The organism is Streptomyces sp. 7N604 (assembly GCF_052245475.1).
In the GTDB taxonomy this organism is placed as follows: Bacteria; Actinomycetota; Actinomycetes; order Streptomycetales; family Streptomycetaceae; genus Streptomyces.
This window is the reverse complement of the sequence record NZ_JBQQBX010000031.1, coordinates 16,561-40,620: the sequence shown is the minus strand read 5'-3', so window position 1 is coordinate 40,620 and position 24,060 is coordinate 16,561. Positions and strand designations below refer to the sequence as shown.

The 24,060-nt window shown below is 71.3% G+C and carries 19 protein-coding genes, 1 tRNA gene and 2 pseudogenes; 10 read left to right on the top strand and 12 right to left on the bottom strand.

Going from position 1 to position 24,060, the window contains the following annotated elements; all coding sequences use genetic code 11:
• The first annotated feature begins 81 nt into the window (after positions 1-81).
• The 6 genes from ACTWP8_RS29715 (at position 82) to ACTWP8_RS29690 (ending at position 5,191) form a co-directional block, all read left to right on the top strand.
• Positions 82-153 (top strand) — tRNA-Gln (locus ACTWP8_RS29715).
• Between the two features lie 144 nt (positions 154-297).
• The gene (gene glmU / locus ACTWP8_RS29710; RefSeq protein WP_443325172.1) at positions 298-1,761 is read left to right on the top strand and encodes a bifunctional UDP-N-acetylglucosamine diphosphorylase/glucosamine-1-phosphate N-acetyltransferase GlmU; all 1,464 of its coding nucleotides are present in this window, start codon (positions 298-300) and stop codon (positions 1,759-1,761) included.
• Positions 1,762-1,864: 103 nt separating this feature from the next.
• Entirely contained in the window at positions 1,865-2,842 is a 978-nt protein-coding gene (locus ACTWP8_RS29705; RefSeq protein ID WP_443325171.1) for a ribose-phosphate diphosphokinase, read from the top strand.
• Positions 2,843-3,040: 198 nt separating this feature from the next.
• Positions 3,041-3,646 carry a 50S ribosomal protein L25/general stress protein Ctc gene (locus ACTWP8_RS29700; RefSeq protein ID WP_443325170.1) on the top strand — a complete coding sequence of 202 codons (606 nt, stop codon included), beginning with the start codon at positions 3,041-3,043 and terminating at the stop codon, positions 3,644-3,646.
• 351 nt (positions 3,647-3,997) lie between these two features.
• The gene (pth, locus tag ACTWP8_RS29695) at positions 3,998-4,588 is read left to right on the top strand and encodes an aminoacyl-tRNA hydrolase (RefSeq protein WP_443325169.1); all 591 of its coding nucleotides are present in this window, start codon (positions 3,998-4,000) and stop codon (positions 4,586-4,588) included.
• A gap of 90 nt (positions 4,589-4,678) precedes the next feature.
• Positions 4,679-5,191, top strand: coding sequence for a hypothetical protein (locus ACTWP8_RS29690; RefSeq protein ID WP_443325168.1), 513 nt, complete (start codon positions 4,679-4,681; stop codon positions 5,189-5,191).
• A 376-nt stretch (positions 5,192-5,567) separates the two neighbouring features.
• Here the strand turns inward: ACTWP8_RS29690 and ppc are convergent, their stop codons facing one another.
• Positions 5,568-8,303 (bottom strand): phosphoenolpyruvate carboxylase, encoded by a 2,736-nt coding sequence (ppc, locus tag ACTWP8_RS29685; RefSeq protein ID WP_443325167.1) that lies wholly within the window; start codon positions 8,301-8,303, stop codon positions 5,568-5,570.
• Between the two features lie 189 nt (positions 8,304-8,492).
• Here ppc and ACTWP8_RS29680 point away from each other — a divergent pair, with 189 nt between their 5' ends.
• Both ACTWP8_RS29680 and ACTWP8_RS29675 read left to right on the top strand, forming a co-directional pair.
• Positions 8,493-9,494 (top strand): acyl-CoA desaturase, encoded by a 1,002-nt coding sequence (locus ACTWP8_RS29680; RefSeq protein WP_443325166.1) that lies wholly within the window; start codon positions 8,493-8,495, stop codon positions 9,492-9,494.
• Positions 9,491-10,177: a TetR family transcriptional regulator gene (locus ACTWP8_RS29675; RefSeq protein WP_443314071.1), complete on the top strand. Its 687-nt coding sequence runs from the start codon at positions 9,491-9,493 to the stop codon at positions 10,175-10,177. The genes ACTWP8_RS29680 and ACTWP8_RS29675 overlap by 4 nt, the downstream gene beginning before the upstream one ends.
• A gap of 200 nt (positions 10,178-10,377) precedes the next feature.
• On the opposite strand, the gene ACTWP8_RS29670 is transcribed toward ACTWP8_RS29675, so the two are convergent.
• The gene (locus tag ACTWP8_RS29670; protein ID WP_443325165.1) at positions 10,378-11,193 is read right to left on the bottom strand and encodes a trans-aconitate 2-methyltransferase; all 816 of its coding nucleotides are present in this window, start codon (positions 11,191-11,193) and stop codon (positions 10,378-10,380) included.
• A 134-nt stretch (positions 11,194-11,327) separates the two neighbouring features.
• On the opposite strand from ACTWP8_RS29670, the gene ACTWP8_RS29665 reads away from it, so the two are divergent.
• Positions 11,328-11,825, top strand: a complete 498-nt coding sequence (locus ACTWP8_RS29665) for a MarR family winged helix-turn-helix transcriptional regulator (RefSeq protein WP_443314073.1) — start codon at positions 11,328-11,330, stop codon at positions 11,823-11,825.
• A 178-nt stretch (positions 11,826-12,003) separates the two neighbouring features.
• Here the strand turns inward: ACTWP8_RS29665 and ACTWP8_RS29660 are convergent, their stop codons facing one another.
• The 4 genes from ACTWP8_RS29660 to galT form a co-directional block, all read right to left on the bottom strand.
• Complete coding sequence (locus ACTWP8_RS29660) at positions 12,004-12,852, bottom strand: LuxR C-terminal-related transcriptional regulator (protein WP_443325164.1); 849 nt, start codon at positions 12,850-12,852, stop codon at positions 12,004-12,006.
• 357 nt (positions 12,853-13,209) lie between these two features.
• Positions 13,210-14,370, bottom strand: a complete 1,161-nt coding sequence (gene galK / locus ACTWP8_RS29655) for a galactokinase (RefSeq protein ID WP_443325163.1) — start codon at positions 14,368-14,370, stop codon at positions 13,210-13,212.
• Positions 14,367-15,368 carry a UDP-glucose 4-epimerase GalE gene (gene galE, locus ACTWP8_RS29650; protein ID WP_443325162.1) on the bottom strand — a complete coding sequence of 334 codons (1,002 nt, stop codon included), beginning with the start codon at positions 15,366-15,368 and terminating at the stop codon, positions 14,367-14,369. Before galE ends, galK begins: the two co-directional genes overlap by 4 nt.
• A complete protein-coding gene (gene galT, locus ACTWP8_RS29645; RefSeq protein WP_443325161.1) occupies positions 15,365-16,411 on the bottom strand; it encodes a galactose-1-phosphate uridylyltransferase in 1,047 nt (348 codons plus the stop codon). The genes galE and galT overlap by 4 nt, the downstream gene beginning before the upstream one ends.
• A 263-nt stretch (positions 16,412-16,674) precedes the next feature.
• Here galT and ACTWP8_RS29640 point away from each other — a divergent pair.
• Positions 16,675-16,890: pseudogene (locus ACTWP8_RS29640) on the top strand (Na+/galactose cotransporter); the annotation flags it as partial.
• Positions 16,891-16,894: 4 nt separating this feature from the next.
• On the opposite strand, the gene ACTWP8_RS29635 reads toward ACTWP8_RS29640, so the two are convergent.
• From ACTWP8_RS29635 to rsmA, 6 genes and pseudogenes are all read right to left on the bottom strand, one after another.
• A complete protein-coding gene (locus ACTWP8_RS29635; RefSeq protein ID WP_443314080.1) occupies positions 16,895-17,566 on the bottom strand; it encodes a helix-turn-helix transcriptional regulator in 672 nt (223 codons plus the stop codon).
• Between the two features lie 191 nt (positions 17,567-17,757).
• Positions 17,758-19,581, bottom strand: coding sequence for a hypothetical protein (locus tag ACTWP8_RS29630; protein WP_443325160.1), 1,824 nt, complete (start codon positions 19,579-19,581; stop codon positions 17,758-17,760).
• Positions 19,582-19,925: 344 nt separating this feature from the next.
• Positions 19,926-21,755, bottom strand: coding sequence for an ABC-F family ATP-binding cassette domain-containing protein (locus ACTWP8_RS29625; protein ID WP_443325159.1), 1,830 nt, complete (start codon positions 21,753-21,755; stop codon positions 19,926-19,928).
• Between the two features lie 104 nt (positions 21,756-21,859).
• Positions 21,860-22,152 (bottom strand): annotated as a pseudogene (locus ACTWP8_RS29620) (acyltransferase family protein); the annotation flags it as partial.
• A 63-nt stretch (positions 22,153-22,215) separates the two neighbouring features.
• Positions 22,216-23,151: a 4-(cytidine 5'-diphospho)-2-C-methyl-D-erythritol kinase gene (locus ACTWP8_RS29615; RefSeq protein ID WP_443325158.1), complete on the bottom strand. Its 936-nt coding sequence runs from the start codon at positions 23,149-23,151 to the stop codon at positions 22,216-22,218.
• Positions 23,148-23,990, bottom strand: a complete 843-nt coding sequence (gene rsmA / locus ACTWP8_RS29610) for a 16S rRNA (adenine(1518)-N(6)/adenine(1519)-N(6))-dimethyltransferase RsmA (RefSeq protein ID WP_443314201.1) — start codon at positions 23,988-23,990, stop codon at positions 23,148-23,150. Before rsmA ends, ACTWP8_RS29615 begins: the two co-directional genes overlap by 4 nt.
• Positions 23,991-24,060 lie beyond the last annotated feature (70 nt).

Here is a 24,060-nt window from a genome sequence, read left to right as displayed (position 1 = left end):
CATCGAAGGCCGCTGGTACGGCATAGTGGTGGGGGCTCATTCGGCGATCTAGCTAGGCGTCCGGATTGGCCCAATTAGCTATCCGCTGTGGTGTAATTGGCAACACTGTGGGTTTTGGTCCCATCATTCCAGGTTCGAGTCCTGGCAGCGGAGCTCATGGGGAGCTCACAGCTCTTCGCGCAGCTCATCGTTCACTTCAGCGGGTCCTGACTCCTAGGTCAGGACCCGCTGCATTTCCGGTGCAAAACGCCCCGGTATCCTGCGAGTGTCCACCACCCGAAGCCGAAGGGCACACCCGTGAGCGCCAACCGCCCGGCAGCCGTCGTCGTCCTCGCAGCGGGTGAGGGCACCCGTATGAAGTCGGCGACACCCAAGGTCCTGCACAGCATCTGCGGCCGGTCCCTCGTCGGCCATGTGGTGGCCGCCGCGCGCGAGCTCGGCCCCGAGGAGCTCGTCGTGGTCGTCGGGCACGCCCGTGAGCAGGTCACCGCGCACCTCTCCGAGATCGATCCGGGCGTCCGCACCGCCGTGCAGCACGACCAGAACGGCACAGGTCACGCCGTACGGATGGCTCTCGAGGAGCTCGCGAAGAAGGCGGGCGGCGAGCCCGTCGACGGGACCGTGGTCGTCGTCTGCGGCGACACCCCGCTCCTCACCGGCGACACCCTCCGCGGCCTCACGGACGCGCACACCGCCGACGGCAACGCCGTCACCGTTCTGACCGCCGTCGTCCCCGACTCCACCGGCTACGGCCGCATCGTGCGCGACCCGGCGGGCGGCGCCGTCACCGCGATCGTCGAGCACAAGGACGCCACCGACGCACAGCGCGCGATCAACGAGATCAACTCCGGGGTCTTCGCGTTCGACGGGCGGCTGCTCGCGGACGCGCTCGGCAAGGTGCGTACGGACAACAGCCAGGGCGAGGAGTACCTCACCGATGTGCTCGGCATCCTGCGCGAGTCGGGCCACCGGGTGGGCGCGGCCGTGGCGGACGACCACCGGGAGATCCTGGGGATCAACAACCGCGTGCAGCTCGCCGAGGCGCGCAGGCTGCTGAACGAGCGGCTGCTGCGCACGGCGATGCTGAGCGGTGTGACGGTCGTCGACCCGGCGACGACGTGGGTGGACGTGACGGTGACGTTCGAGCCCGACGCGCTGATCCACCCCGGCACCCAGCTGCACGGCGCCACGCACCTCGCGGCGAACGCGGAGGTCGGCCCGAACTGCACGCTGACCGACACCGCGGTGGGCGAAGGTGCGCGGGTCAGCAACGCGGTCGCGGACGGCGCGCAGGTCGGCGCGGGGGCGAGTGTCGGCCCGTTCGCGTATCTGCGGCCCGGGACGAAGCTCGGCCGGAAGGCGAAGGCCGGGACGTACGTGGAGATGAAGAACGCCGACATCGGCGAGGGTACGAAGGTGCCGCACCTCTCCTACGTGGGTGACGCGACGATCGGCGACCAGACCAACATCGGCGCGGCCAGCGTGTTCGTGAACTACGACGGGGTGGCCAAGCACCACACCACGGTCGGCTCCCACTGCCGGACCGGTTCCGACAACATGTTCGTGGCTCCCGTCACGGTCGGGGACGGCGCGTACACCGCCGCCGGCTCGGTCATCACCAAGGATGTGCCCCCGGGTTCGCTCGCGGTCGCCCGCGGCCAGCAGCGCAACATCGAGGGCTGGGTCGCCCGTAAGCGCCCCGGGAGCGCGGCCGCCCGGGCCGCGCAGGCTGCTCGCGAAGCACCGGAGGACGAGCAGTGAGGCGAGCGTCGGCCGACCGCGGGCACATGCGCCCGGGGCGTACCGTGAGAACAGGTGCCCCCACCAACCCCACACCCATTTCTGCTGGCAAGGAGATTGTTCTGTGACCGGGATCAAGACGACCGGCGAGAAGAAGCTGATGCTCTTCTCCGGCCGCGCTCACCCCGAGCTGGCGGAGGAGGTCGCGCATCAGCTGGGCGTGGGCCTGGTCCCGACCAAGGTGTTCGACTTCGCCAACGGCGAGATCTACGTCCGTTACCAGGAGTCGGCGAGAGGCGCGGACTGTTTCGTGATCCAGAGCCACACGGCTCCGATCAACAAATGGATCATGGAGCAACTGATCATGATCGATGCTCTGAAGCGGGCCTCCGCGCGGAGCATCACCGTGATCCTCCCCTTCTTCGGCTACGCCCGGCAGGACAAGAAGCACCGCGGCCGCGAGCCGATCTCGGCCCGGCTGATCGCGGACCTGCTGAAGACGGCGGGCGCCGACCGGATCCTCACGGTCGATCTGCACACCGACCAGATCCAGGGCTTCTTCGACGGCCCGGTGGACCACCTGTTCGCGCTGCCGGTGCTGGCGGACTACGTGGGCGCGAAGGCCGACAGCGAGAAGCTGACGGTCGTGTCGCCGGACGCCGGCCGGGTACGGGTGGCCGACCGCTGGTGCGACCGGCTGGGCGCGCCGCTGGCAATCGTGCACAAGCGGCGGGACAAGGACGTCGCGAACCAGGTGACCGTGCACGAGGTCGTCGGTGATGTGAAGGGCCGGGTGTGCGTCCTGGTCGACGACATGATCGACACGGGTGGCACGATCTGCGCTGCGGCGGACGCGCTGTTCGCCAACGGCGCGGAGGACGTGATCGTGGCGGCGACGCACGGCGTGCTGTCGGGCCCGGCCGGGGACCGGCTGAAGAACTCGAAGGTGAGCGAGTTCATCTTCACGAACACGCTGCCGACGCCCGGCGAGCAGGAGCTCGACAAGATCACGGTGCTGTCGATGGCGCCGACGATCGCGCGCGCGGTGCGCGAGGTGTTCGAGGACGGCTCGGTGACCAGCCTCTTCGACGAGCAGGCCTGATCACAGACGCCGAAGGGGCGTCTGCTGATCGATCGATTTCTGAGGCGGCCTCCCCGCCGGGTAGACTCATGGAGTTGCTCGGCGAGGGAGGCCGTACGCGTGTCGTACGGCGGTCCGTAATCGACGCGCTCTTCGTAGCAGGTCTGTCGTGGGCCGGGTGACGGCCGTCGAATCGAAGTCTTCTACGAGGAGTGCAGCATGGCTGAGGTCAAGATCTCCGGTGAGATCCGCAAGGAGTTCGGCAAGGGCGCTGCCCGCCGGATCCGTCGTGACAGCAAGGTTCCCGCCGTCGTCTACGGGCACGGGGGCGACCCGGTCCACGTGACCCTGCCGGGCCACGACCTCTTCCTCGCGCTCAAGACCCCGAACGTTCTCATCTCCCTGAACGCGGACGGCTTCAAGGAGCTCGTGATCCCGAAGGCCGTGCAGCGCGACCCGCTGAAGGGGTTCATCGAGCACGTCGACCTGCTGCTGGTGAAGCGCGGCGAGAAGGTCAACGTCGAGGTGCCGATCCACACCGAGGGCGAGCTGGCCCCGGGCGGCAACCTGCTGGAGCACGTGCTGAACGCGCTGCCGGTCGAGGCCGAGGCGACGCACATCCCGGAGTCCGTCTCCGTCTCCGTCGAGGGCCTTGAGGCCGGCGACTCCGTCCTGGCGAAGGACATCCAGCTGCCGAAGGGCACCACGCTGGGCGTCGAGGAGGACGCGGTGGTGCTGCAGGTCCTGGCCGCGCAGGCCGAGGAGCCGACGGCCGAGGAGGAGGCCGAGGAGGCCGAGGCCGCCGCAGAGGCCGCCGAGTCCTGAGCCCTCCGGCAAGGGCACCGAAGCCGGACCGCCCAGCCGGGCACGATGGCCGGACCGCCCCGTCGGAGGCACACTCCAGGCGTGGCGATCCGCTGGGCACGCGACCCGGACCACCCCGGCCAGGGGCCCCGAGCCGGGGCAACCGGACCGCCCCGCTGAGGCACACCCGAGGCGTGGCGACTTTCCGGCTCGTCGGCTGCTGAGGCTCTGCCTCAGCGTCGGTGGGGGCCGGGGCCTCGCCCCGGGGAACCCTTTCCAACCGCTGTCTCGCGTCGCAGGCGCGAGACAGCGGTTGAGCCGTTGTTCCGCGCCGGAGGCGCCGGGCCGCTGAGCCGTCAAGGAGACAGGCAGATGAGCGATGTGGACAGCCCCTGGCTGATCGTGGGTCTGGGCAACCCCGGCCCCGAATACGCGGCAAACCGCCACAACGTGGGCTACATGGTGGCCGACCTGCTCGCAGAGCGGATCGGCGGCCGGTTCAAGGCGCACAAGGCCCGCGCGCAGGTCGTCGAAGGGCGGCTGGGCGCCCCGGGCCCGACGAGCCGCCGGGTGGTGATCGCCAAGCCCATGTCGTACATGAATCTGTCCGGCGGCCCGGTGAACGCCCTGCGCGACTTCTACAAGGTGCCGGTCGGCAACATCGTCGCCATCCACGACGAACTGGACATCGACTACGGGGCGCTGCGCCTGAAGAAGGGCGGCGGGGACAACGGGCACAACGGCCTGAAGTCGATCACGAAGGCGATGGGCCCGGACTACCACCGGGTGCGCTTCGGCATTGGCCGTCCGCCGGGCCGGATGGATGTGGCCGCGTTCGTGCTGAAGGACTTCTCCTCGACAGAGCGCAAGGAGCTGGACTACTTCGTGGACCGGGCGGCGGACGCCGTGGAGACGCTGATCGTGGACGGCCTGGAGCGGGCGCAAGGCACGTATAACTCCTAACGGGGCCACGAAACGCCTAACGGGACAGCCCCTCCCAAGGCGCGGTCCGACGGTTGACCGAGTGCTTCCGGATGGCCAAGGATCGCCGCCATGGCCAAAACCACCAGCATCCGACGCAACCCTGTCCGCCGTGCCAGCGAGAGCGCTTACGGCCTGCTGCTGGTCGGCAAGAACGTGGCGATGGCGAGCGTGGCGCTGCTGCTGCTCGCCGCCGGGGTGTGGACCTCGTGGGGGACGGCGCAGCACTCGATGCTGACCAAGGGCCGGGAGCGGGGAACCGTCACGATCACCCGGTGCGGTTCCGACACGTGCACGGGGCCGTTCGTCCCGGCGGACGCGGCGGGGACGGACCGGCCGATGGTGTCGATCGACAAGTCGGTCACGCACAAGACGGGCGAGCGGCTGCTGGTCGCGGTGAAGCCGGGCACGAACGAGGTCGTACGAACGGGGTGGGGCGGAGCCCTGTACGCGTGGGTGCCGTTCGGGGGCGCGCTGCTGCTTGCGGCGCTCGTGGTCGCGGGCGGCCTGCGGATGCGCCGTACGGCATGGGCCATCGGCCTGCTGGGCGCGGCCCTGCTGGTCGCATCGTTCGCGACGCTATGAGACCCGCCCCGCGGCCGCGCACCGCCCTCGCGCGCCGAGGACCGTGCCGCCCCGGCCCGACGGGCACCACCCCGCCACCCGCAGCTGACGGCCCGCTGCCACCCCGACGGCCAAAACCCGGCCACAGCCGACGCCCCCCGCCCACCCCGACGGCCAAAAACCCGCGCCCACGACCCGACGGCCAAGACCTTGCCACGCACGGGGCGACGGCCTGGACCCGCCACCCGCAGGGCGATGGGCGGGGCTGATCCTGGGCGACGGGCGAGGCTCCGCCTCGCCGTTATCGCGGGCACGGGCTTGCGCGCGAGTCCTTTCAACAACGGCTGCCCCGCGCCGTAGGCGCGGGGCAGCCGTTGTTCCCTGTGTGCGGAGCAGGTCACCCCGTGTTGCGCAGGCCCGCGGCCACACCGTTGACCGTGAGCAGCAGGGCACGCCCCAGCAGCGGGTCCGGCGCTTCGCCGCGCGCGGCGGCCTTCCGCTGCCGGTCCAGCAGCGTGACCTGCAGGTACGAGATCGGGTCGAGGTAGGCGTCGCGGACCCGGAAGGTCTGCTGGAGCACCGGGTTGTGGTCCAGCAGCGCGCGCTCGCCGGTGATCCGCAGCACCTCCTGGACCGTGAGTTCGTGCTCGGCCTCGATCGCCGCGAAGACGTGCTTCAGCTCGTCGGGCACGAGCGTGTCCACGTAGTGGCGCGCGATCCGCAGATCGGTCTTCGTGAGCGTCATCTCGACGTTCGACAGGAAGTTGCGGAAGAAGTGCCACTCCCGGTGCATCTCGCCGATGACCCCGTCGAGCCCGGCCTCGCGCGCGGCCTTGAGTCCGGAGCCGACCCCGAACCAGCCGGGCACGATCTGCCGCGACTGCGTCCAGCCGAAGACCCACGGGATGGCCCGGAGCCCGTCGAGCCCGGCGCCGGAGTCGGGCCGCCGGGAGGGCCGGGAGCCCAGGTGCAGCTCGGCGAGCTGGTCCACGGGCGTGGACGCGAAGAAGTACGCGGGCAGGTCCGGGTCCTCGACCAGCCTGCGGTACGCGGTGTGGGCAGCCTCCGAGACCGTGTCCATGGCCGCGTCCCAGCGGGCCAGGGCCTCGTCGGACTGGCGGGGCGCGGTGTGCAGGGCCGAGGCCTGGAGGGTCGCGGCGACGGTCAGCTCGAGGTTCTCCCGGGCCAGGGACGGCACGAGGTACTTGTCGGAGATGACCTCGCCCTGCTCTGTGACCTTGATCTCGCCTTCGAGGGTGCCGTAGGGCTGGGCGAGGATCGCGTCGTGGGTGGGGCCGCCGCCGCGGCCGACGGTGCCGCCGCGGCCGTGGAAGAGCCGCAGCCGTACGCCGTAGCGGTGGGCGACGTCACGCAGCCGCCGCTGCGCCCGGTGGATCTCCCACTGGCTCGTGGTGATGCCGCCGAACTTGGAGGAGTCGGAGTAGCCGAGCATGACCTCCTGGACGTCGCCGCGGAGGGCGACCAGGCGCCGGTAGGAGGGGTCGGCGAGCATGTCGTCGAGGATGACGTCAGCGGCGCGCAGCTCGTCCGTGGTCTCCAGCAGCGGGACGATGCCGATCTTGGCCCAGCCGGCGTGCAGGTCGATGAGGCCCGCTTCGCGCGCCAGCACGGCGGCGGCGAAGACGTCGTCGGCGCCCTGGCACATGGAGATGATGTAGGACTCGATGACCTCGGGGCCGAAGCGCCGCAGGGCCTTGCCGATGGTCTCGAAGACGCCGAGGGTCTTCTCGCCGGCGGCGTCCAGAGGCGCCGGGGTGGGGGCGAGCGGGCGGCGGGAGCGGAGCTCCTTGGCGAGGAGCTTGGTCCGGTAGTCCCGGGGCATGTCGGCGTACCGCCAGGACTCCTCGCCGAGCCGGTCGAAGAGCTGCCCGAGGGCGTGGTGGTGGGCGTCGGCGTGCTCCCGTACGTCCATGGTGGCCAGCTGGAGGCCGAAGGCGGCGAGCGTGCGGATCGTACGGTCCAGGCGGCCGTCGGCGAAGAGGCCGCCGCGGTGGGCACGCAGGGAATCCTGTATCAGGACGAGGTCCTGGATCAGCTCGGCGGTGCCGAGGTAGTCGCGCCCGGGCTCGTGCGCGATGCCCCGGGCGAGCCGCTCGCGGGTGTTGACCAGCTTCTGCCGGATGCAGGTGGCCTTGAGGCGGTAGGGCTCCTCGGCATTCAGGCGCTTGTAGCGGGGGCTGATCTCGGGCAGCAGCTCCAGGTCGGTCTGGAGGGAGGAGAGGAGCTCCTCGGTGGCGCCGGTGTAGCGGATGGAGTTCGAGAGCAGGCCGCGGAGGCTGTCGACGGCCTCGAGGGCGTCGGTGATGCCGTGCTCGTGCTGGAGGATCAGCACCTCCCAGGTGACCTCGGGGGTCACGTTGGGGTTGCCGTCGCGGTCGCCGCCGATCCAGGTGCCGAAGGTGAGGGGCCGGGTGCCGCCGGGGAGCTCGACGCCGACCCGCTCGAGCTCGGCGGCGAGGTCCTCGAGGACGTCGCCGACGGCGCCCTGGTGGAGCTCGTCGAGGTAGTAGATGGCGTTACGGGCCTCGTCGGCGGGCTCGGGACGGACCACGCGCAGCTCGTCGGTCTGCCAGATGAGATCGATGTTCTCGGCGAGGCGCAGGTCGGCGCGGCGCCGGTCGCCGCCGTCGACGGGCGTGTCGAGCAGGGCGGCGATACGGCGGAGCTTGTTGAGAACGCTGCGACGGGCGGCCTCGGTGGGGTGGGCCGTGAAGACGGGCCGGACGCCGAGGTGCTCGACCGTGCGGCGCAGGTGCTCCGGGTCGGCGTCCTTCAGCCGGTCCGCGGTACGGGCCAGGAGTCCGCCCTCGGCGGCGCGCCGGGTGCGCAGCTCCTTCCCGCGGTGCACCTGCTCGGTGATGTTCGCCAGGTGGAAGTACGTGGAGAAGGCGCGGACGAGCTTGGCCGCGGTCTCCAGATCGGTGTCACGGAGCAGGTTGGCCGCAGCCTCGCCGTCCGTACGGGTGAGGGCGCGGACACGCTCGACGAGGTCGAGGAGATCGGGCCCTTCCTGACGGACGAGGGTCTCTCCCAGCAGGTCGCCGAGCCTGCGGATGTCGGCACGCAGCGCTGCGTTGTCCGAGGTCTCAGGGGTGATGTCGGCACTGCTCACAGGTGCGGCTCCTTGCAGTGGATTGCACGATGGGCGGGGTGCGGACCGCGCTGTCCGACGCCACCAGGATAGGTCGCGGTCACCACGCCGTTATCCACAGCCTCTTGCCCGGACACCAAGCCCTGCCATACTTACGATGCCGTAGGTTACGGAACCGTAGCCATGCCCAGCCCGATGAGGGACGCCCCCATGACCACAAGCCCCGATGTGATCGAAGACGCCCCGAAGGCGACCGACACCACTCCCCTGCCGTCCGCCACGCTGAGCGGGGACAGCAAGGGGTCGCTCGAGCAGATCACTCTGCTGCTGTTCATCACCGTTCCGTTCGTCGCGCTGGTCGCGGCGGTGCCTTTGGCGTGGGGCTGGGGGGTGAGCTGGCTGGACCTGGGGCTGATGACCTTCATGTACTTCCTGGGCTGCCATGGCGTCACCGTCGGTTACCACCGCTATTTCACGCACGGCTCCTTCAAGGCGAAGCGCCCGCTGCGGATCGCGCTCGCGCTGGCCGGTTCGCTGGCGGTCGAGGGGCCGCTGGTGCGCTGGGTGGCCGATCACCGCAAGCACCACAAGTTCTCGGACGCCGAGGGCGACCCGCACTCGCCGTGGCGGTACGGCGAGACCGTACCGGCCCTGATCAAGGGCCTGTGGTGGGCCCACGTCGGCTGGATGTTCGACGAGGAGCGTACGCCGCAGCACAAGTACGCGCCCGACCTGATCAAGGACGCGACGATCCGCGCGATCTCCCGGCAGTTCGTCGTGTGGACGGTCATCTCGATGGCCTTCCCGGCGCTGGTGGGCGGTCTGGTGACGTGGTCCTGGACGGGTGCCGCGACGGCGTTCTTCTGGGGCTCGCTCGTCCGGGTCGCCCTGCTGCACCACGTCACGTGGTCGATCAACTCGATCTGCCACGCGGTCGGCAAGCGCCCCTTCAAGTCGCGTGACCGCTCGGGGAACGTGTGGTGGCTGGCGGTGCTGTCGTGCGGCGAGTCCTGGCACAACCTGCACCACGCCGACCCCACCTGCGCGCGGCACGGCGTGATGAGGGGCCAGGTGGACTCTAGCGCCCGGATCATCCGCTGGTTCGAGCAGCTCGGCTGGGCGCACGACGTGCGGTGGCCGGACGCCTCGCGGATCGAGGCCCGGCGCAAGGGCGGTATCTCGGATGAGAGCGACGCCGCGAAGGCGGCATGATTGACGGCGTGGCGATCGACAGCAGCAGCGACAAGACCCGGCCCTCCTCGCCGGGAGCCCGGCGCGCCCGCCGGGTGCGGATGACCGGCAAGGAGCGCCGGGAGCAGCTGCTGGACATCGGTCGCACGCTGTTCGCCGAGAAGGGTTTCGAGGGCACGTCGGTGGAGGAGATCGCGGCGAAAGCCGGGGTCTCGAAGCCGGTGGTCTACGAGCACTTCGGCGGCAAGGAGGGGCTCTACGCGGTCGTGGTGGACCGGGAGATGCGGCAACTGCTGGAGATGGTGACGGGCGCGCTGACCGCGGGGCATCCGCGGGAGCTGCTGGAGCAGGCGGCGTTCGCGCTGCTGGACTACATCGAGTCGTACACGGACGGGTTCCGCATCCTCGTACGGGACTCCCCCGTCGCCCAGTCGACGGGCACCTTCGCCTCGCTGATCAGCGATATCGCCACGCAGGTGGAGGACATTCTGGGCCTGGAGTTCAAGGCCAGGGGCTTCGATCCGAAGCTGGCGCCGCTGTACGCGCAGGCGCTGGTGGGGATGGTGGCGCTGACCGGCCAGTGGTGGCTGGACGTGCGGAAGCCGAAGAAGGCGGAAGTGGCGGCGCACCTGGTGAATCTGGCCTGGCACGGGCTCGACGGCCTGGAGCCGAAGCCCCGGCTGATAGGCCACCGCCGGAGCTAAGCGGCCCCGGGGAAGTAGGCGTGACGTCCCGCGTCGTCTGGTGCAGGGGGCACCTCCCAGCGGTAGCTGGGGGAGCATCGCAAGCGGCGGTGGGGGTACCCCCGGACGGAGTCCGGGGGAGATCGTCCTCCGGCGGCCGGCCCTTCCGGGGTTCTGCCCCGCGCCGCCGCGAGCCGGACGTGGCCGGTGGCACCGGCGATTCAGGCGACCCTTCGCGCCACGGCGAAGATCCGCCGGAACGGGAAGACCGTGCCGTGCGGGCCTGGCGGATAGGCCTTGCGCAGCAGGTCGCGGTACTGGGCGAGGAACTCCTCGCAGGCCGGCTCGTCGTCCGCCAGGGCGGTCAGGACGGGCCGCAGGGCGGTGCCCTTGACCCAGTCGAGGACCGGGTCCTCGCCCTGGAGGAGCTGGATGTAGGTGGTCTCCCAGGCGTCGGCCTCGCAGCCGAGGTCGGTGAGCCGGGTCAGGTACTCCCACGGTTCGAGGACGTGGACGAAGCGCCGCCCGTGGCTGCCGAGCCGCTCCCGCCACTGCGGGCTGTCGCACAGCTCGCCGAGCAGGGCATGGCTGGGGGAGACGAAGTTGCCCGGGACCTGGAAGGCGAGGATGCCGCCGGGGGCGAGCGCCTCGGTCCAGGCCGGGAAGGACTCGGCGTGGCCTGGCACCCACTGGAGCGCGGCGTTGGAGACGATCAGGTCGTACGGCTCGTCGGGGACCCAGCCGGCGGCGTCCGCGGAGCGGAAGTCGAGGCTGCCGCCGCCCTCGGTGGGCCCGGCGTGCTCGGCGGCCTTGGCGAGCATCTCCGGCGAGTTGTCGAAGCCGGTGATACGGGCTCGGGGCCAGCGGTCGGCGAGGAGCGCGGTGACGTTGCCGGGGCCGCAGCCGATGTCGGCGATGCGGGCCGGATGGCCTCCCGTGGGGAGGTCGGGTATTCGGGCGAGCAGGTCGTGGAAGGGGCGGGTCCGGTGGCTCGAGTGGCGAAGGTACTGTTGCGGGTCCCATGTGGGAGCTGGCATGTCTGTCCCCCTTGTTCTGGCGCGTGAGCGGAAGTGGAAATTCACTTCCTCGCGCCGACATTGCCCATCCGTTGACCAGACTATCTCTCGACGTCAAGAGACTTCATGTCGACAGACCTACTACACTGATCGCCATGGAGGACGAGGTCGATCGGCTGGTCGCAGCGTGGCGGAGGGAGCGCCCTGACCTCGACGTGGAGCCGCTCGAAGTGCTCAGCCGCGTGAGCCGTCTGGCGCGCCATCTCGACCGGGCCCGCCGGCTCGCCTTCTCCGAGCACGGGCTGGAGTCCTGGGAGTTCGACGTCCTGACGTCACTGCGCCGCGCCGGGGCCCCGTACCAGCTCTCGCCCGGGCAGCTGCTGACCCAGACCCTGGTGACCTCGGGGACCATGACCAACCGCATCGACAGGCTTGCCAAGAAGGGCCTGGTCGAGCGGCTGCCGGACCCCAGCGACCGGCGCGGCGTGCTGGTCCGGCTCACCGCCGAGGGCCGCGACCGGGCCGACCAGGCGCTGGCCGGGCTGCTCGAGCAGGAGCGGGCCATCCTCGGCGAGCTGTCGCGCGCCCAGCGCGCCGAACTCGCGGGACTGCTACGCCAGCTGACCGCCCCGTTCGACAACGTCCCCGGCTAAGCGGTCCGGGGGACGCAGGCACAACGCCCCACGCCGCGCCCCTGGCCTTCGGCATGGGGAACCCCAGAGGACGATCTCCCCCGGACTCCGTCCGGGGGGAACCCACCCGCCCTGCGATGCTCCCCCAGCTACCGCTCGTTGGGGTACCCCAGCCGTAGCTGGGGGAGTGCCCCCTGCGTCAGACGACGCGGGACGTCGCACCCACTTCCCCAGGACCGCTCAGGTCCACCGGTCCGACGCCCGCCCTGCGGGCCAGGGCGACCGCGGCGAGGGTGGAGTGGACGCCGAGCTTGCCCAGCACGTTCTGCATGTGCGTACGGACCGTGTGCGGGGAGAGGTAGAGCCGTTCCGCGACCGCCTTGCGGCCGAGGCCCGCCACCATGCAGCACAGCACCTCGCGCTCCCGCGGGGTCAGCGACTCCACGAGCCGCTCGCTCTCGGTGCGGTGCTTACGGGCCGCGGTCAGCTCCCGGAGCACGCCGGTGAGCAGCGCGGGCGGCAGGTGCGTCTCGTCGCGCAGCACTCCGCGGATCACCACCAGCAGCCGGGACAGCGAACAGTCCTTGGCGACCCAGCCGGAGGCGCCGGCCTGGAGGGCCGCGGCGGCGCGGCGCGGATCATCGCGCTCGGCGAGGACGACCGTACGCGCGCCCTGATGGGCGGAACGGACCGTGGTCACCAGGGAGATGCCGTCGGCCGTGCCGTTCGGGGACGGCTGCCCGGGCACTCCCGGCAGCGGGCCGGGCACGCCTGCCACACCGCGGACGGCGGCGGGGCCGTGGTTGCCGGCGGTCCCTGCGGGGCCGGGCACGCCCGCGGTGCCGGTGTCGTGCCCGCCCAGGTCGGCGTCGACCAGCAGGACGTCGAAGCGGCGGCCGTCGGCGGCTGCGCGCTCCATGGAGCGCAGGGCCGCGGGCGCGCTCCCGGCGGCCGCCACGTCCACGTCCGGCTCGGCCGCGAGGGCGGCTGCCAGCGATTCGGCGAAGATGCGGTGGTCATCCACCACCAGGACCCGGATACGACTCACGAACGACCCCCCAAGTCTCGGGGAACGGGCAGTTGGGGTACGGCGCCGGGAGGGGCACCACGCAGTCGCGCGGCCGCCGCCACGCCGTGACTGCTACCCCACCCAGAGCGCCGTACCCGACTGTCTCGCCCCCTGATCAGCACCGGCCCCCACCGGTGCTGTGCATCAGCGTACGGCCGCCCTCTGACATCGGAAGAGGATTGGGAAAAGTGTTCGTCCTGGTCGCTCACGTCGGTCCCCATGCTCCATAAAAGGACACAAGTCGACAAGGAGCGCCAGGACTTGATCACACGCCAAGCGCAGGACCTGGGCGGGGAGTTGCCCGCAGTCCGCAACGCGGGGATGCGGAGCCCTCCGTCAGGCCAGGCGCCGGGCGCCGGCCGACGGCACCGCCGTGAAGACCCGCGGCGCGCGGTGACCGGCCTCCGCGAAAGCCTCCGTCACCGACTTCGCGACACCCTCCGCCCGGGCCTCCTCGACCAGCACGATCGCCGAGCCGCCGAAGCCGCCGCCCGTCATCCGGGCGCCGAGCGCCCCGGACGCGTTCGCCGACTCGACCACCAGGTCGAGCTCCGCACAGGACACCTCGAAGTCGTCGCGCAGCGAGGCGTGTCCGGCGGTGAGGACGGGTCCGATGGCGCGCGTCTCCCCGCGGTCCAGAAGCCCGATGACCTGCTCCACGCGCGCGTTCTCCGTCACCACATGGCGGACGTAGCGGCGTACGGCCGGGTCTTCGAGGGCGGCCAGTACCTCGTCAAGCTGCTCCAACGCGACGTCCCGCAGGGCCTGTACGCCCAGCGCACGCGCGCCCTCTTCGCACCCCGCGCGCCGACGCGCGTAGGCCCCTTCGCCGAGCTCGTGCTTGACACGGGTGTCGACGACCAGCAGCCGCAGCCCTTCGGCCGCGAGGTCGAAGGGGACCTGGCGCTGCGCGAGGTCCCGGGTGTCCAGGTGCAGGACGTGGCCCGCGGTGCAGCAGGCCGCGGCGGTCTGGTCCATGATCCCGCAGGGAACGCCGACGAAGACGTTCTCCGCGCGCTGGCTCAGCCTCGCCAGCTGCCAGGGGCGCAGGTCGAGGCCGAACAGGTCGTTGCAGGCGAGCGCGGTGACGACCTCCAGGGCCGCGGACGACGACAGGCCCGCGCCGGTCGGCACGGCGGACCGGACGTGGACGTCCGCGCCCGTCACCGTATGCCCGGCGTCGCGCAGCGCCCACACCACACCTGCCGGATACGCGGCCCAGCTCCCGCCCGCGCCCGGCTCCAGCCGCTCGGCGCGCAGCTCGACGACCCCGCCGTCCACGTCCCCCGAGTGCAGCCGCAGGATGCCGTCGTCGCGGCGGGCGACGGCGGCGAGTGCGGTGTGCGGCAGGGCCAGCGGCATCACGAAGCCGTCGTTGTAGTCGGTGTGTTCGCCGATCAGGTTGACCCGGCCGGGGGCGGCCCACACGCCGTCGGGCCCGGAGCCGTACAGCTCCCGGAACGCGGCGGTGACCTCCGCGACCCGCCGTTCGCTCACGCTCGCTTCTCCGGACTCTCCAGCCGCTGCGCGAAGTCCCAGGCGTCGGCGACGATTCCGGCGAGGTCGGCGCGGCTCGGCCGCCAGCCAAGACGCGTACGGGCCTGCTCGGCGGAGGCGACGAGCACGGCCGGGTCGCCGCCGCGGCGCGGGGCCGGGACCTCGGGGACCGGATGCCCCGTGACCTGGCGGACGGTCTCGATGACCTCGCGGACGGAGAAGCCGTTGCCGTTGCCGAGGTTGCAGATCAGGTGCTCGTCGCTCTGCGCAGCGTCCAGCGCCAGCAGGTGGGCCTCGGCCAGGTCGGCGACGTGGATGTAGTCGCGGATGCAGGTGCCGTCGGGGGTCCGGTAGTCGTCGCCGAAGACGGAGATGGCCTCGCGCCTGCCCTGCGCGACCTGGAGGACCAGCGGGATGAGGTGCGACTCGGGGTCGTGCCGCTCGCCGTACGCGACGCCGTCGGTCCCCTGGTACGCCCCCGCGACGTTGAAGTAGCGCAGGGAGACGGCGGCCAGGCCGTGGGCCGCGCACTCGCCACTGATCATGTGGTCGACGGCGAGCTTGGAGGCGCCGTACGGGTTGGTGGGTGCGGTGGCGGCGTCCTCGGTGATGGGGACCTCGGACGGCTCTCCGTAGGTGGCGGCGGTGGAGGAGAAGACGAGGGTGCGTACGCCCGCGTCGCGCATGGCGGCCAGCAGCTCGGTGGTGCCGCCGACGTTGTTCCGCCAGTACTTCTCCGGGTTCACCACCGACTCGCCGACCTGTGAGAAGGCCGCGAAGTGCAGCACGCCGTCGTAGCTGCGGTCCAGCCACTTGGCCGCGTCCTGGATGCGTCCCTCGATGAAGTCGGCGCCCCCGGGGACCCCTTCGCGGTGGCCCGTGGAGAGGTCGTCGAGCACGGTCACGGCGTGCCCGGCCTCGAGCAGATGCGCGGCGACCACGCTGCCGACATAGCCCGCCCCGCCGGTGACCAGGTACTTCTTCTGCCCGTTGCTCACTTGCTCGCTACCTCTCGCAGTCGCTCGGCCGCGGCCTCCGGCGGCACGTCATTGATGAACACGCTCATGCCGGATTCGGAACCCGCGAGAAACTTCAGCTTGCCGGAAGTGCGGCGAATGGTGAAAAGCTCGAGGTGAAGCGCGAAATCACCGCGGTCCTGCGCGCTCAGGGGCGCCTGGTGCCAGGCCGAAATGTACGGCGTCGGCGGCTCCCCCTCCCCGAAGATCCGGTCGAAGCGCCGCAAGAGTTCCAGATAGAGCTGTGGGAACTCTGTGCGCGCCGCGTCGTCCAGCGCCGGCAGGTCCGGAACGCGCCGGTTCGGGTAGAGATGCACCTCGTACGGCCAGTGGGCGGCGTACGGCACGAAGGCCGTCCAGTGGTCACCCGCCAGGACGAGCCGCCGCCCGTCGGCGAGTTCGCCGTCGACGACGTCGTCGAAGAGGTTGCGGCCGCCCGTGCGTTCGCGGTGCGCGGCGAGCGAGCGGAGCATCACGGCCGTACGCGGAGTGGCGAAGGGATACGCGTAGATCTGGCCGTGCGGGTGGCCGAGCGTGACCCCGATCTCCCTGCCGCGGTTCTCGAAACAGAACACCTGCTCAACGCCGGGGTGCTGGGCGAGTTCAGCGGAGCGGTCGGTCCAGGCGTCGAGGACGAGCGCGGCCTGCCCCTCGGTGAGGTCGGCGAAGGAGGCGTCGTGGTCGGAGGTGAAGCAGACGACCTCGCAGCGGCCGGCGTCGCCGGTGAGCGAGGGGAAGCGGTTCTCGAAGACCACCACGTCGTAGTCGTCGGCCGGGATCTCGGTGTGCCGGCCGTCGCGGGACGGGCAGAGGGGGCACTCGTCCGGGGGCGGGTGGTATGTGCGGTCCTGGCGGTGGGAGGCGACGATCACGGAGTCGCCGAGCAGCCGGTCGGGGCGGATCTCGGCCGCGGTCGAGACGGTGGGCAGGGGGCGCTTGTCCGCCGCGTCGCGCACGGCGTCGTCGCGGCGGTCGTAATAGAGGAGCTCGCGGCCGTCCGCGAGCCGGGTCGATGTCTTCTTCACCCTGGCGCTCCTCGCCATTACCATCATCCCCCGAACAGAAGCGAACACAACAAACCACAAGCCAACAGCGCCAGTCAATAGTGGCCGTCATAGAGGCCCGCCTCCTGGACAACTGCGCACAAAAGGCAGAGGTTCTTGGGCGATCGGATCGAAAAAATGCGGCGATTCTGGGGAATCGTCCTCAGACTCTCGAAGAGAGGTGATCCATGGCACAAGAAGGGCTGCGACTCCCCACCAACGCGCTCGACTACACCATCCTGTGGCTGCCGAACGGGGTTCTGGGCCTCGCCGTGACCGGGCTGCTCGCTGCCTTCATGGCCGGTATGGCCGCGAACATCTCGGCCTTCAACACGGTCTTCACGAACGACATCTGGGGCGCGTACATCCGTAGGGGCCGCCGGGACGAGCACTACCTGCTCGTCGGGCGCATCGTGACGGCGATCGGCCTGCTGGGCGGCATGGGGACCGCGTTCATCGCCGAACTCAGGGCCCCGCGGCCGCCCGGTCCAGCAGCCCCGTCCGGGCGGCCAGCGCCGCCGCCTCGAGCCGCGACCCGACGCCCAGCTTCATCAGCACGCGCTGCACATGCGTACGGGCCGTGCTCGACGCTATGCCCATCCCGGCCGCGATCAGCCGGGTGTCCTCGCCCTCCGCGACCCGTACGAGCACCTCGGCCTCGCGCGGGGTGAGCATCTGCAGCAGCCGGGCGGCCTCGTCGTCCGGCTGGGCGGCCGGGTTGAGCAGCTCGGCGAACGCACCCTGCAGCAGCTGCGGCGCCACCGCCGCCTCCCCCGCCCTCGCCTTGACCATCGCCCGCTCGACGCCTTCGATGCGCTCGTCGTGCCGTACGTACCCGGACGCCCCGGCCGCGAAGGCCGCGGCGATGCCGCGCGGGCTGGGCACGGGGCCGAGCACCACCACCGCGACCTGTGGCCGGTCCCGCTTGATCCGCACGACCGGGTCGAAGGCGCCCGGCTCGGCGGGCGCGGCCGTGCCCAGCAGGCACACCTCCGGCGCCCTGCTGACCACCAGCTCGGCGGCCCCGGCGCTGGGGGCAGCCGCGGCGAGCACCCGGTGGCCGCGCAGTTTGAGCGCGGAGGCGAGCGCCTCGGCGAGCAGACGGTGGTCGTCGACCACCATGAGCCGGACGCCCATGAGCTTCCCCCCAATCCCCCGACGCCCCGGGCCTCGTGTTCCCCGGAAGCTACACGCTCGATCGACATCGCGCGCCCCTTACCGGGAAGAAGCCTCACGGAAGGCAGAAATCCCCGCCATTCGGGGCCAGTTCCGGCGTGAGACCCGGCACGCGGGTGCGTGCCGGGTCTCACGAGCCGGGTCCCGAGGTGCTATTCGGCGCCGAAGACGACCGCCAGGTACTCCTCCTCACCGGCGATCGGCTCGCGGTCCGTGACGTAGTGCTGCCCCATGTAGAGGCGACTGTTCTCGAAGACGACGTCCGTGTTGAACTCAGGCCGGAAGTTGCTCTCCGTACGGGCCGAGGAGTCGTCGTTCCTCAGCAGCACCGACTGCTTGAGGGTCTTGGGATCGATGCTGACGATCTCGCCACCCTTGTCGTACGTCGGGTACTTGTACGCGATGATGTCGCCGCCCTCCAGCCGCAGCGGCACCATCGTGCGCTTCTCGCCCGCGTCGGCCTTGCCCTTGGACTTGCCGCCGTCGAGGCCGAACGCCATGATCTCGTTCGTCCGCGCGTACTCCGCCTTGCTCTGGTGCTCCTTGGTGGGCAGGTAGAGGGTGTCCTGGGTGACCGCGAGCAGCTTGCAGCCCTCGACCTCGGTCGAGCCGCACTCCGGCGTGTACTGGCCCTGCTGCGTCGCGATCCTGCCGCGCAGCCGGCCCGACTTACCGCTGTCGTCGACCGCCAGGAAGTCCGAGACACCGCTGCCGGTGTCGTCGCTGGCGTCGATGGCGACGACGAGCGGGTCGGTGGAGGCGACGTGTGCGTACTCGACGCCGCTGGGCACCTTGAAGACCGACTTCGGGGCGCCGGTGGCCGGGTTCAGCGTCTGGACCTCGAGCGACGGCTTGTCGTAGGCGCCGCAGCGCCGCACGGCCACCAGTTTCGTGCCGCCCGCGTAACCATCGTCCTGGCACTCGTCGTTGGCCTGCGGCTTCCACAGCTCCTTGCCGCCGGCGAGCTTCCAGGCCGCGCCGCCGCTCGTGCCGCCAGCGGCCACGGTGCCGCCGCCGAGCGTCACCTCGTCGAAGCGGACCTTCTCGTCCCCGTCGGTGGCGTTCTTCTGCCAGAGCTTCTTGCCCGCGTTGATGTCGATCACCGCGACCTCGGTGCAGCCCTGGTGCTGCTTCTCCGCGGTGGCCTTGGCGCCCTGGAAGAGCACCGCGGTCTTGCCGTCCTCGGTGACGTGGCGGGAGGACCAGCAGATCGAACCGTCCAGCGGGAGCGTCCACTTCTGCTGCTTGCCGGTCACGTCATAGCCGACGATCTTGTCGACGCCGGCCTTGGCGAAGACGGTGTCGGTCACCCACAGGCCTTCGGCCGTCACCTGCTCCGTGACCTTGGGCCGCGGGATCTTCGCGATCAGCTGCCCGTCGACGGTCTCGGTCCTGCCGGCCGTACCGCCGCCGTTGTCACCGCCCTCGCTGCTGCCGCCCGAGGAGTTCCCGGCCTCGTCCTTCTTGTCGTCGTCACCGCTCGTGGCGAACCAGATGCCACCGCCGACGATCAGCAGCACGGCGACGACCGCGCTGATGATGACCAGCATGCGCTGACGGGACTGGCCGCTTCCGGGCGGCGGCGTGGCGCCGGGGTACTGGGCGGGCGGCGGGTACATGCCGTACTGCTGCTGGCCGTACTGCGGCTGACCGTACCCCTGCTGGCCGTACCCCTGCTGGCCGTACTGCGGCTGACCGAACTGCGGCTGCTGGGGCGGCTGCTGGCCCGGGTAGCCGTACGAGGGCTGCGAGGTCTGCGGCGGAGGCGGCGTCTGGGGCGGCCCCTGCGGCGGAGGCGGAGCCTGCGGCGGCTGGCCCGGAGGCGGAGGGGTTTGGGGCGGGGCCTGCGGTGGGGTCTGCGGAGAGCCGTACGAGGGCTGGCCCGGCGGCTGCTGCGGATACCCGTACGACGGGTCCTGCGGCGCGCCGAAGCCGCCCTGCGGAGGCTGATTCGGCGGCTGGGGCGGCTGTGACATCAGCTTTCCTCTTCACGCGGGTCCATGTCCCGACCGGCCTCCCCCGCGCTCCCGGCGGCATCAAATCCCGCCGGGATGGAGCGAATCGGGCATGCGATCCCGCCAGTCAACAACAGTCGAGCGGGAGTTCTTTGTATCACTCGACACTGTCGAACGAGGGGCCGGTCTCAGACCTCTCGGGCAGCTGAGACCGGCCCGTGACGCCTCCGTTGCACAGCCATATGCGTGGTCGCGCGCGACCGGCGGTGGCCGGGCGAGGACCGGCGAAGCAGGTCCGCGGCCGGACCGCAGGGTCAGGCCTCCTCAGCCGTCAGACCTCCCCAGGCGTCAGACGTCCTCAACCGTCAGACGTCCTCGGCCAGTTCCAGCCAGCGCATCTCCAGCTCGTCCCGCTCCGCCGCCAGCTCCCGCAGCTCCGCGTCCAGCTTCGCCACCCGCTCGAAGTCCGTGGCGTCCTCCGCGATCTGCCCGTGCAGCTTCGACTCCTGGTCGCCGATGCGGTCCAGACGGCGCTCGATGCGCTGGAGTTCCTTCTGCGCGGCGCGCGAATCGGCCGCGGGCTTCCGCGCCTTCTCGGGGGCGGCCGCCGCGAGCACCTTGGCCGCTGCCGCCTCCTCCATACGGTGGCGGCGCTCCAGGTACTCGTCCACGCCGCGCGGCAGCATCCGCAAGGTCGCATCGCCGAGCAGCGCGAACACCCGGTCCGTGGTCCGCTCGATGAAGTAACGGTCGTGGCTGATGACGACCAGCGAGCCCGGCCAGCCGTCGAGGAGGTCCTCCAGCTGCGTGAGGGTCTCGATGTCGAGGTCGTTCGTCGGCTCGTCGAGGAAGAGGACGTTCGGCTCGTCCATCAGCAGGCGCAGGATCTGCAGCCGACGCCGCTCACCACCGGAGAGGTCGCCCACCGGCGTCCACTGCTTCTCCTTCGTGAAGCCGAACTTCTCGCACAGCTGCGAGGCCGTCATCTCCCGTCCCTTGCCGAGGTCGACCCGCTGCCGCACCTGCTCCACGGCCTCCAGGACCCTCCCCCTAGCTTCGCTGGGGGGACTCCCACCCGCGTCCAGTTCGGCGACTTCCTGCGAGAGATACGCGAGCTTGACGGTCCTGCCGACGACGACCCGGCCGCCCGCCGGCTGCGCCTCGCCGTCCGTACGGGCCGCCTCCGTCATCACCCTCAGGAGAGAGGTCTTGCCCGCGCCGTTCACGCCGACCAGGCCGATGCGGTCGCCGGGCCCCAACTGCCAGGTCAGGTGCTTCAGCAGCACCTTGGGCCCGGCCTGGACCGTCACGTCCTCCAGATCGAAGACCGTCTTGCCGAGCCGGGAGTTCGCGAACCGCATCAGCTCCGCGCTGTCGCGGGGCGGTGGCACGTCCGCGATGAGCTCGTTGGCCGCCTCGATACGGAACCGCGGCTTGCTCGTACGGGCCGGAGCGCCGCGCCGCAGCCAGGCGAGCTCCTTGCGCACCAGGTTCTGCCGCTTGGCCTCCTCGGAGGCGGCGATGCGCTCCCGCTCGGCGCGCGCGAACACGTAGTCGGAGTAGCCGCCCTCGTACTCGTGGACCGCGCCGCGCTGCACGTCCCACATGCGCGTACACACCTGGTCGAGGAACCAGCGGTCGTGGGTGACGACCACCAGCGCCGACCGCCGCGCCCGCAGGTGCCCGGCCAGCCAGGCGATGCCCTCCACGTCGAGGTGGTTCGTGGGCTCGTCGAGGACGATCAGGTCCTGCTCGGCGATCAGCAGCTTGGCGAGCGCGATACGGCGGCGCTCGCCGCCGGACAGCGGGCCGATGACCGTGTCGAGGCCCTCGCCGAAGCCGGGCAGGTCCAGGCCGCCGAAGAGACCGGTGAGAATGTCGCGGATCCGGGCGTCGCCCGCCCACTCATGGTCGGCGAGGTCACCGACGACCTCGTGGCGGACAGTGGCGGCCGGGTCGAGCGAGTCGTGCTGGGTCAGCACGCCGAGCCGCAGACCGCCGGAGTGGGTGACCCGGCCTGCGTCGGTGGGCTCCAGCTTGGCCAGGATGCGGATGAGGGTCGTCTTGCCGTCGCCATTCCGGCCGACGACGCCGATCCGGTCGCCCTCGCTGACGCCGAGGGAGACGCCGTCGAGCAGGGCCCGCGTGCCGTACACCTTGCCGACGGCCTCGACATTGACCAGATTGACGGCCATTTCACTCCTGATCCTGCGTCGCTACTGCTGACGCTGCGGTTGATCGACCTTCCAGGGTAGTCGCCGCCGATGGCGCCCGGTCACGCCTGGTAGCGCCCCACGCTCGGACCAGGCGGAACTGCGGGAACAGCCGTAACAGCCGCAACAGGCGGTTCTACGAGCCGGGGGCTGCGGTGCGGCGGACGGCAAAGCTCAGGAGCGGTGGCGATACGGACCGGGCCTGCGCCCACCAGGCGGGTGTCGCGGCCGCGGGAAGGGGCACGTCGAGCGCGAGCAGCGTCCCGTACACGCCGAGCATCGCGGTGAGGTGCCAGAGGAACGCGGTCATCGCCACGCCGTTCGCGGCGACCACCCCGCGCCAAACGCGTGGCCGCGCGAGGAGGCGTGCGGCGGGGGCGCCGCGGGACCGCGCAACCACGATCTCGCCCGCCCGGGCGCGTGGTGTCCGTGGCTGGCGCGGTTAGAGAAGTGTCGCGCCTGGGGCCGGGCTTGGGGCGGCGACCGCTGTGCGGCAGGTGCCCGAGGCGAGCAGGGCCTCGGCTAGGGCCGCCGCCCCCCGCGCGTCCTGCGCGAGGAAGGCACAGGTCGGCCCCGAGCCCGAGACGATCGAGGCGAGGGCGCCCGCCTTCGCGCCCGCCGCCAGCGTGTCCGCGAGTGACGGCCGCAGTGAAACCGCCGCCGCCTGAAGGTCGTTGCTGGAGCCCCCAGCCATCAGCGCCGACGCCAGTCCGACGACGTCCCCCTCGCCGAGCGCGTCCAGCAGCGCAGGCGACGGCTCCGGGTCCGGGACACGGTCGGCCGTCGCGCCCGCCCCCGACTCGGCGCGCAGCCGGTCGCACTCCCGGTACACCGCCGGTGTCGAGAGACCGCCGTCCGCGACCGCGAAGACCCAGTGGAAGGTCCCGCCGACGTCGAGAGGGGTCAGGCGCTCGCCCCGCCCCCGCCCCAGCGCCGCCCCGCCGACCAGGCTGAAGGGGACATCGCTGCCCAACCCGGCGCAGATCTCCAGGAGTTCCGTCCTCCCGGCACCCGTTCCCCACAGCGCGTCGCACGCCACCAGCGCCCCCGCCGCGTCCGCGCTGCCGCCCGCCATGCCCCCGGCGACGGGGATGTCCTTGGCGATGTGGATGTGCACGTCCGGCGACCCGATCCCGTACCGCGCGGCCAGCAGCTCCGCGGCGCGCGCCGCGAGGTTCGTACGGTCGGCCGGCACCTGGTCCGCGTCCGGGCCCGACACCGTAATGCGCAGCTTGTCGGCCGGGCTCACCCGCACCTCGTCGTAGAGGCCGACGGCCAGGAAGACATTCGCCAGGTCATGGAAGCCGTCCGGGCGCAGGCCGCCCACCGCCAGCTGGACGTTGACCTTGGCCGCGACCCGTACCGATACCGAGCTCACAGCGACGTCCCCTTCTTCTCCGCGATACGGGCGAACTCCTCCACGGTCAGCGACTCCCCGCGGGCCTGCGGCGAGACGCCCGCCGCCACCAGTGCCGCCTCGGCCTCCGCCGCCGAGCCCGCCCATCCGGCGAGCGCCGCCCGCAGTGTCTTGCGCCGCTGCGCGAACGCCGCGTCGACGACCGCGAAGACCTCGTCCTTGGTGGCGCCGGTCTTCAGCGGCTCGGCGCGCCGTACGAGCGAGACGAGGCCGGAGTCGACGTTGGGCGCGGGCCAGAAGACGTTGCGCCCGATGGCCCCGGCCCGCTTCACGTGCGCGTACCACGCCGCTTTGACGGAGGGGACGCCGTAAACCTTCGAACCGGGTGGCGCCGCGAGCCGGTCGGCGACCTCCGACTGCACCATCACCAGCGTCCGCTCGATCGTCGGGAAGACGGCGAGCATGTGCAGCAGCACGGGCACGGCGACGTTGTACGGCAGGTTGGCGACGAGCGCGGTCGGCGCCGGCCCCGGCAGTTCGGTGATGTGCAGTGCGTCGGAGTGCACCAGCGCGAAGCGGTCCGCGCGCTCGGGCAGCCGTGCCGCGACGGTGGCCGGGAGCGCGGTGGCCAGCACGTCGTCGATCTCGACGGCCGTCACCCGGTCCGCGGCCTCCAGCAGCGCGAGGGTCAGCGAGCCGAGCCCCGGGCCGACCTCGACGACCACGTCGTCGGAGCGCACATCCGCGGTCCGCACGATCCGCCGGACCGTGTTGGCGTCGATGACGAAGTTCTGGCCGCGCTGTTTGGTCGGGCGTACGCCAAGCGCCGCGGCGAGTTCGCGGATGTCGCTGGGGCCCAGGAGGGGACCGTGCTCGGGGCCTTGCTCGGTGCCCTGCTCAGGGCCTCGCTCGGGACCGTGCTCGTCGTAG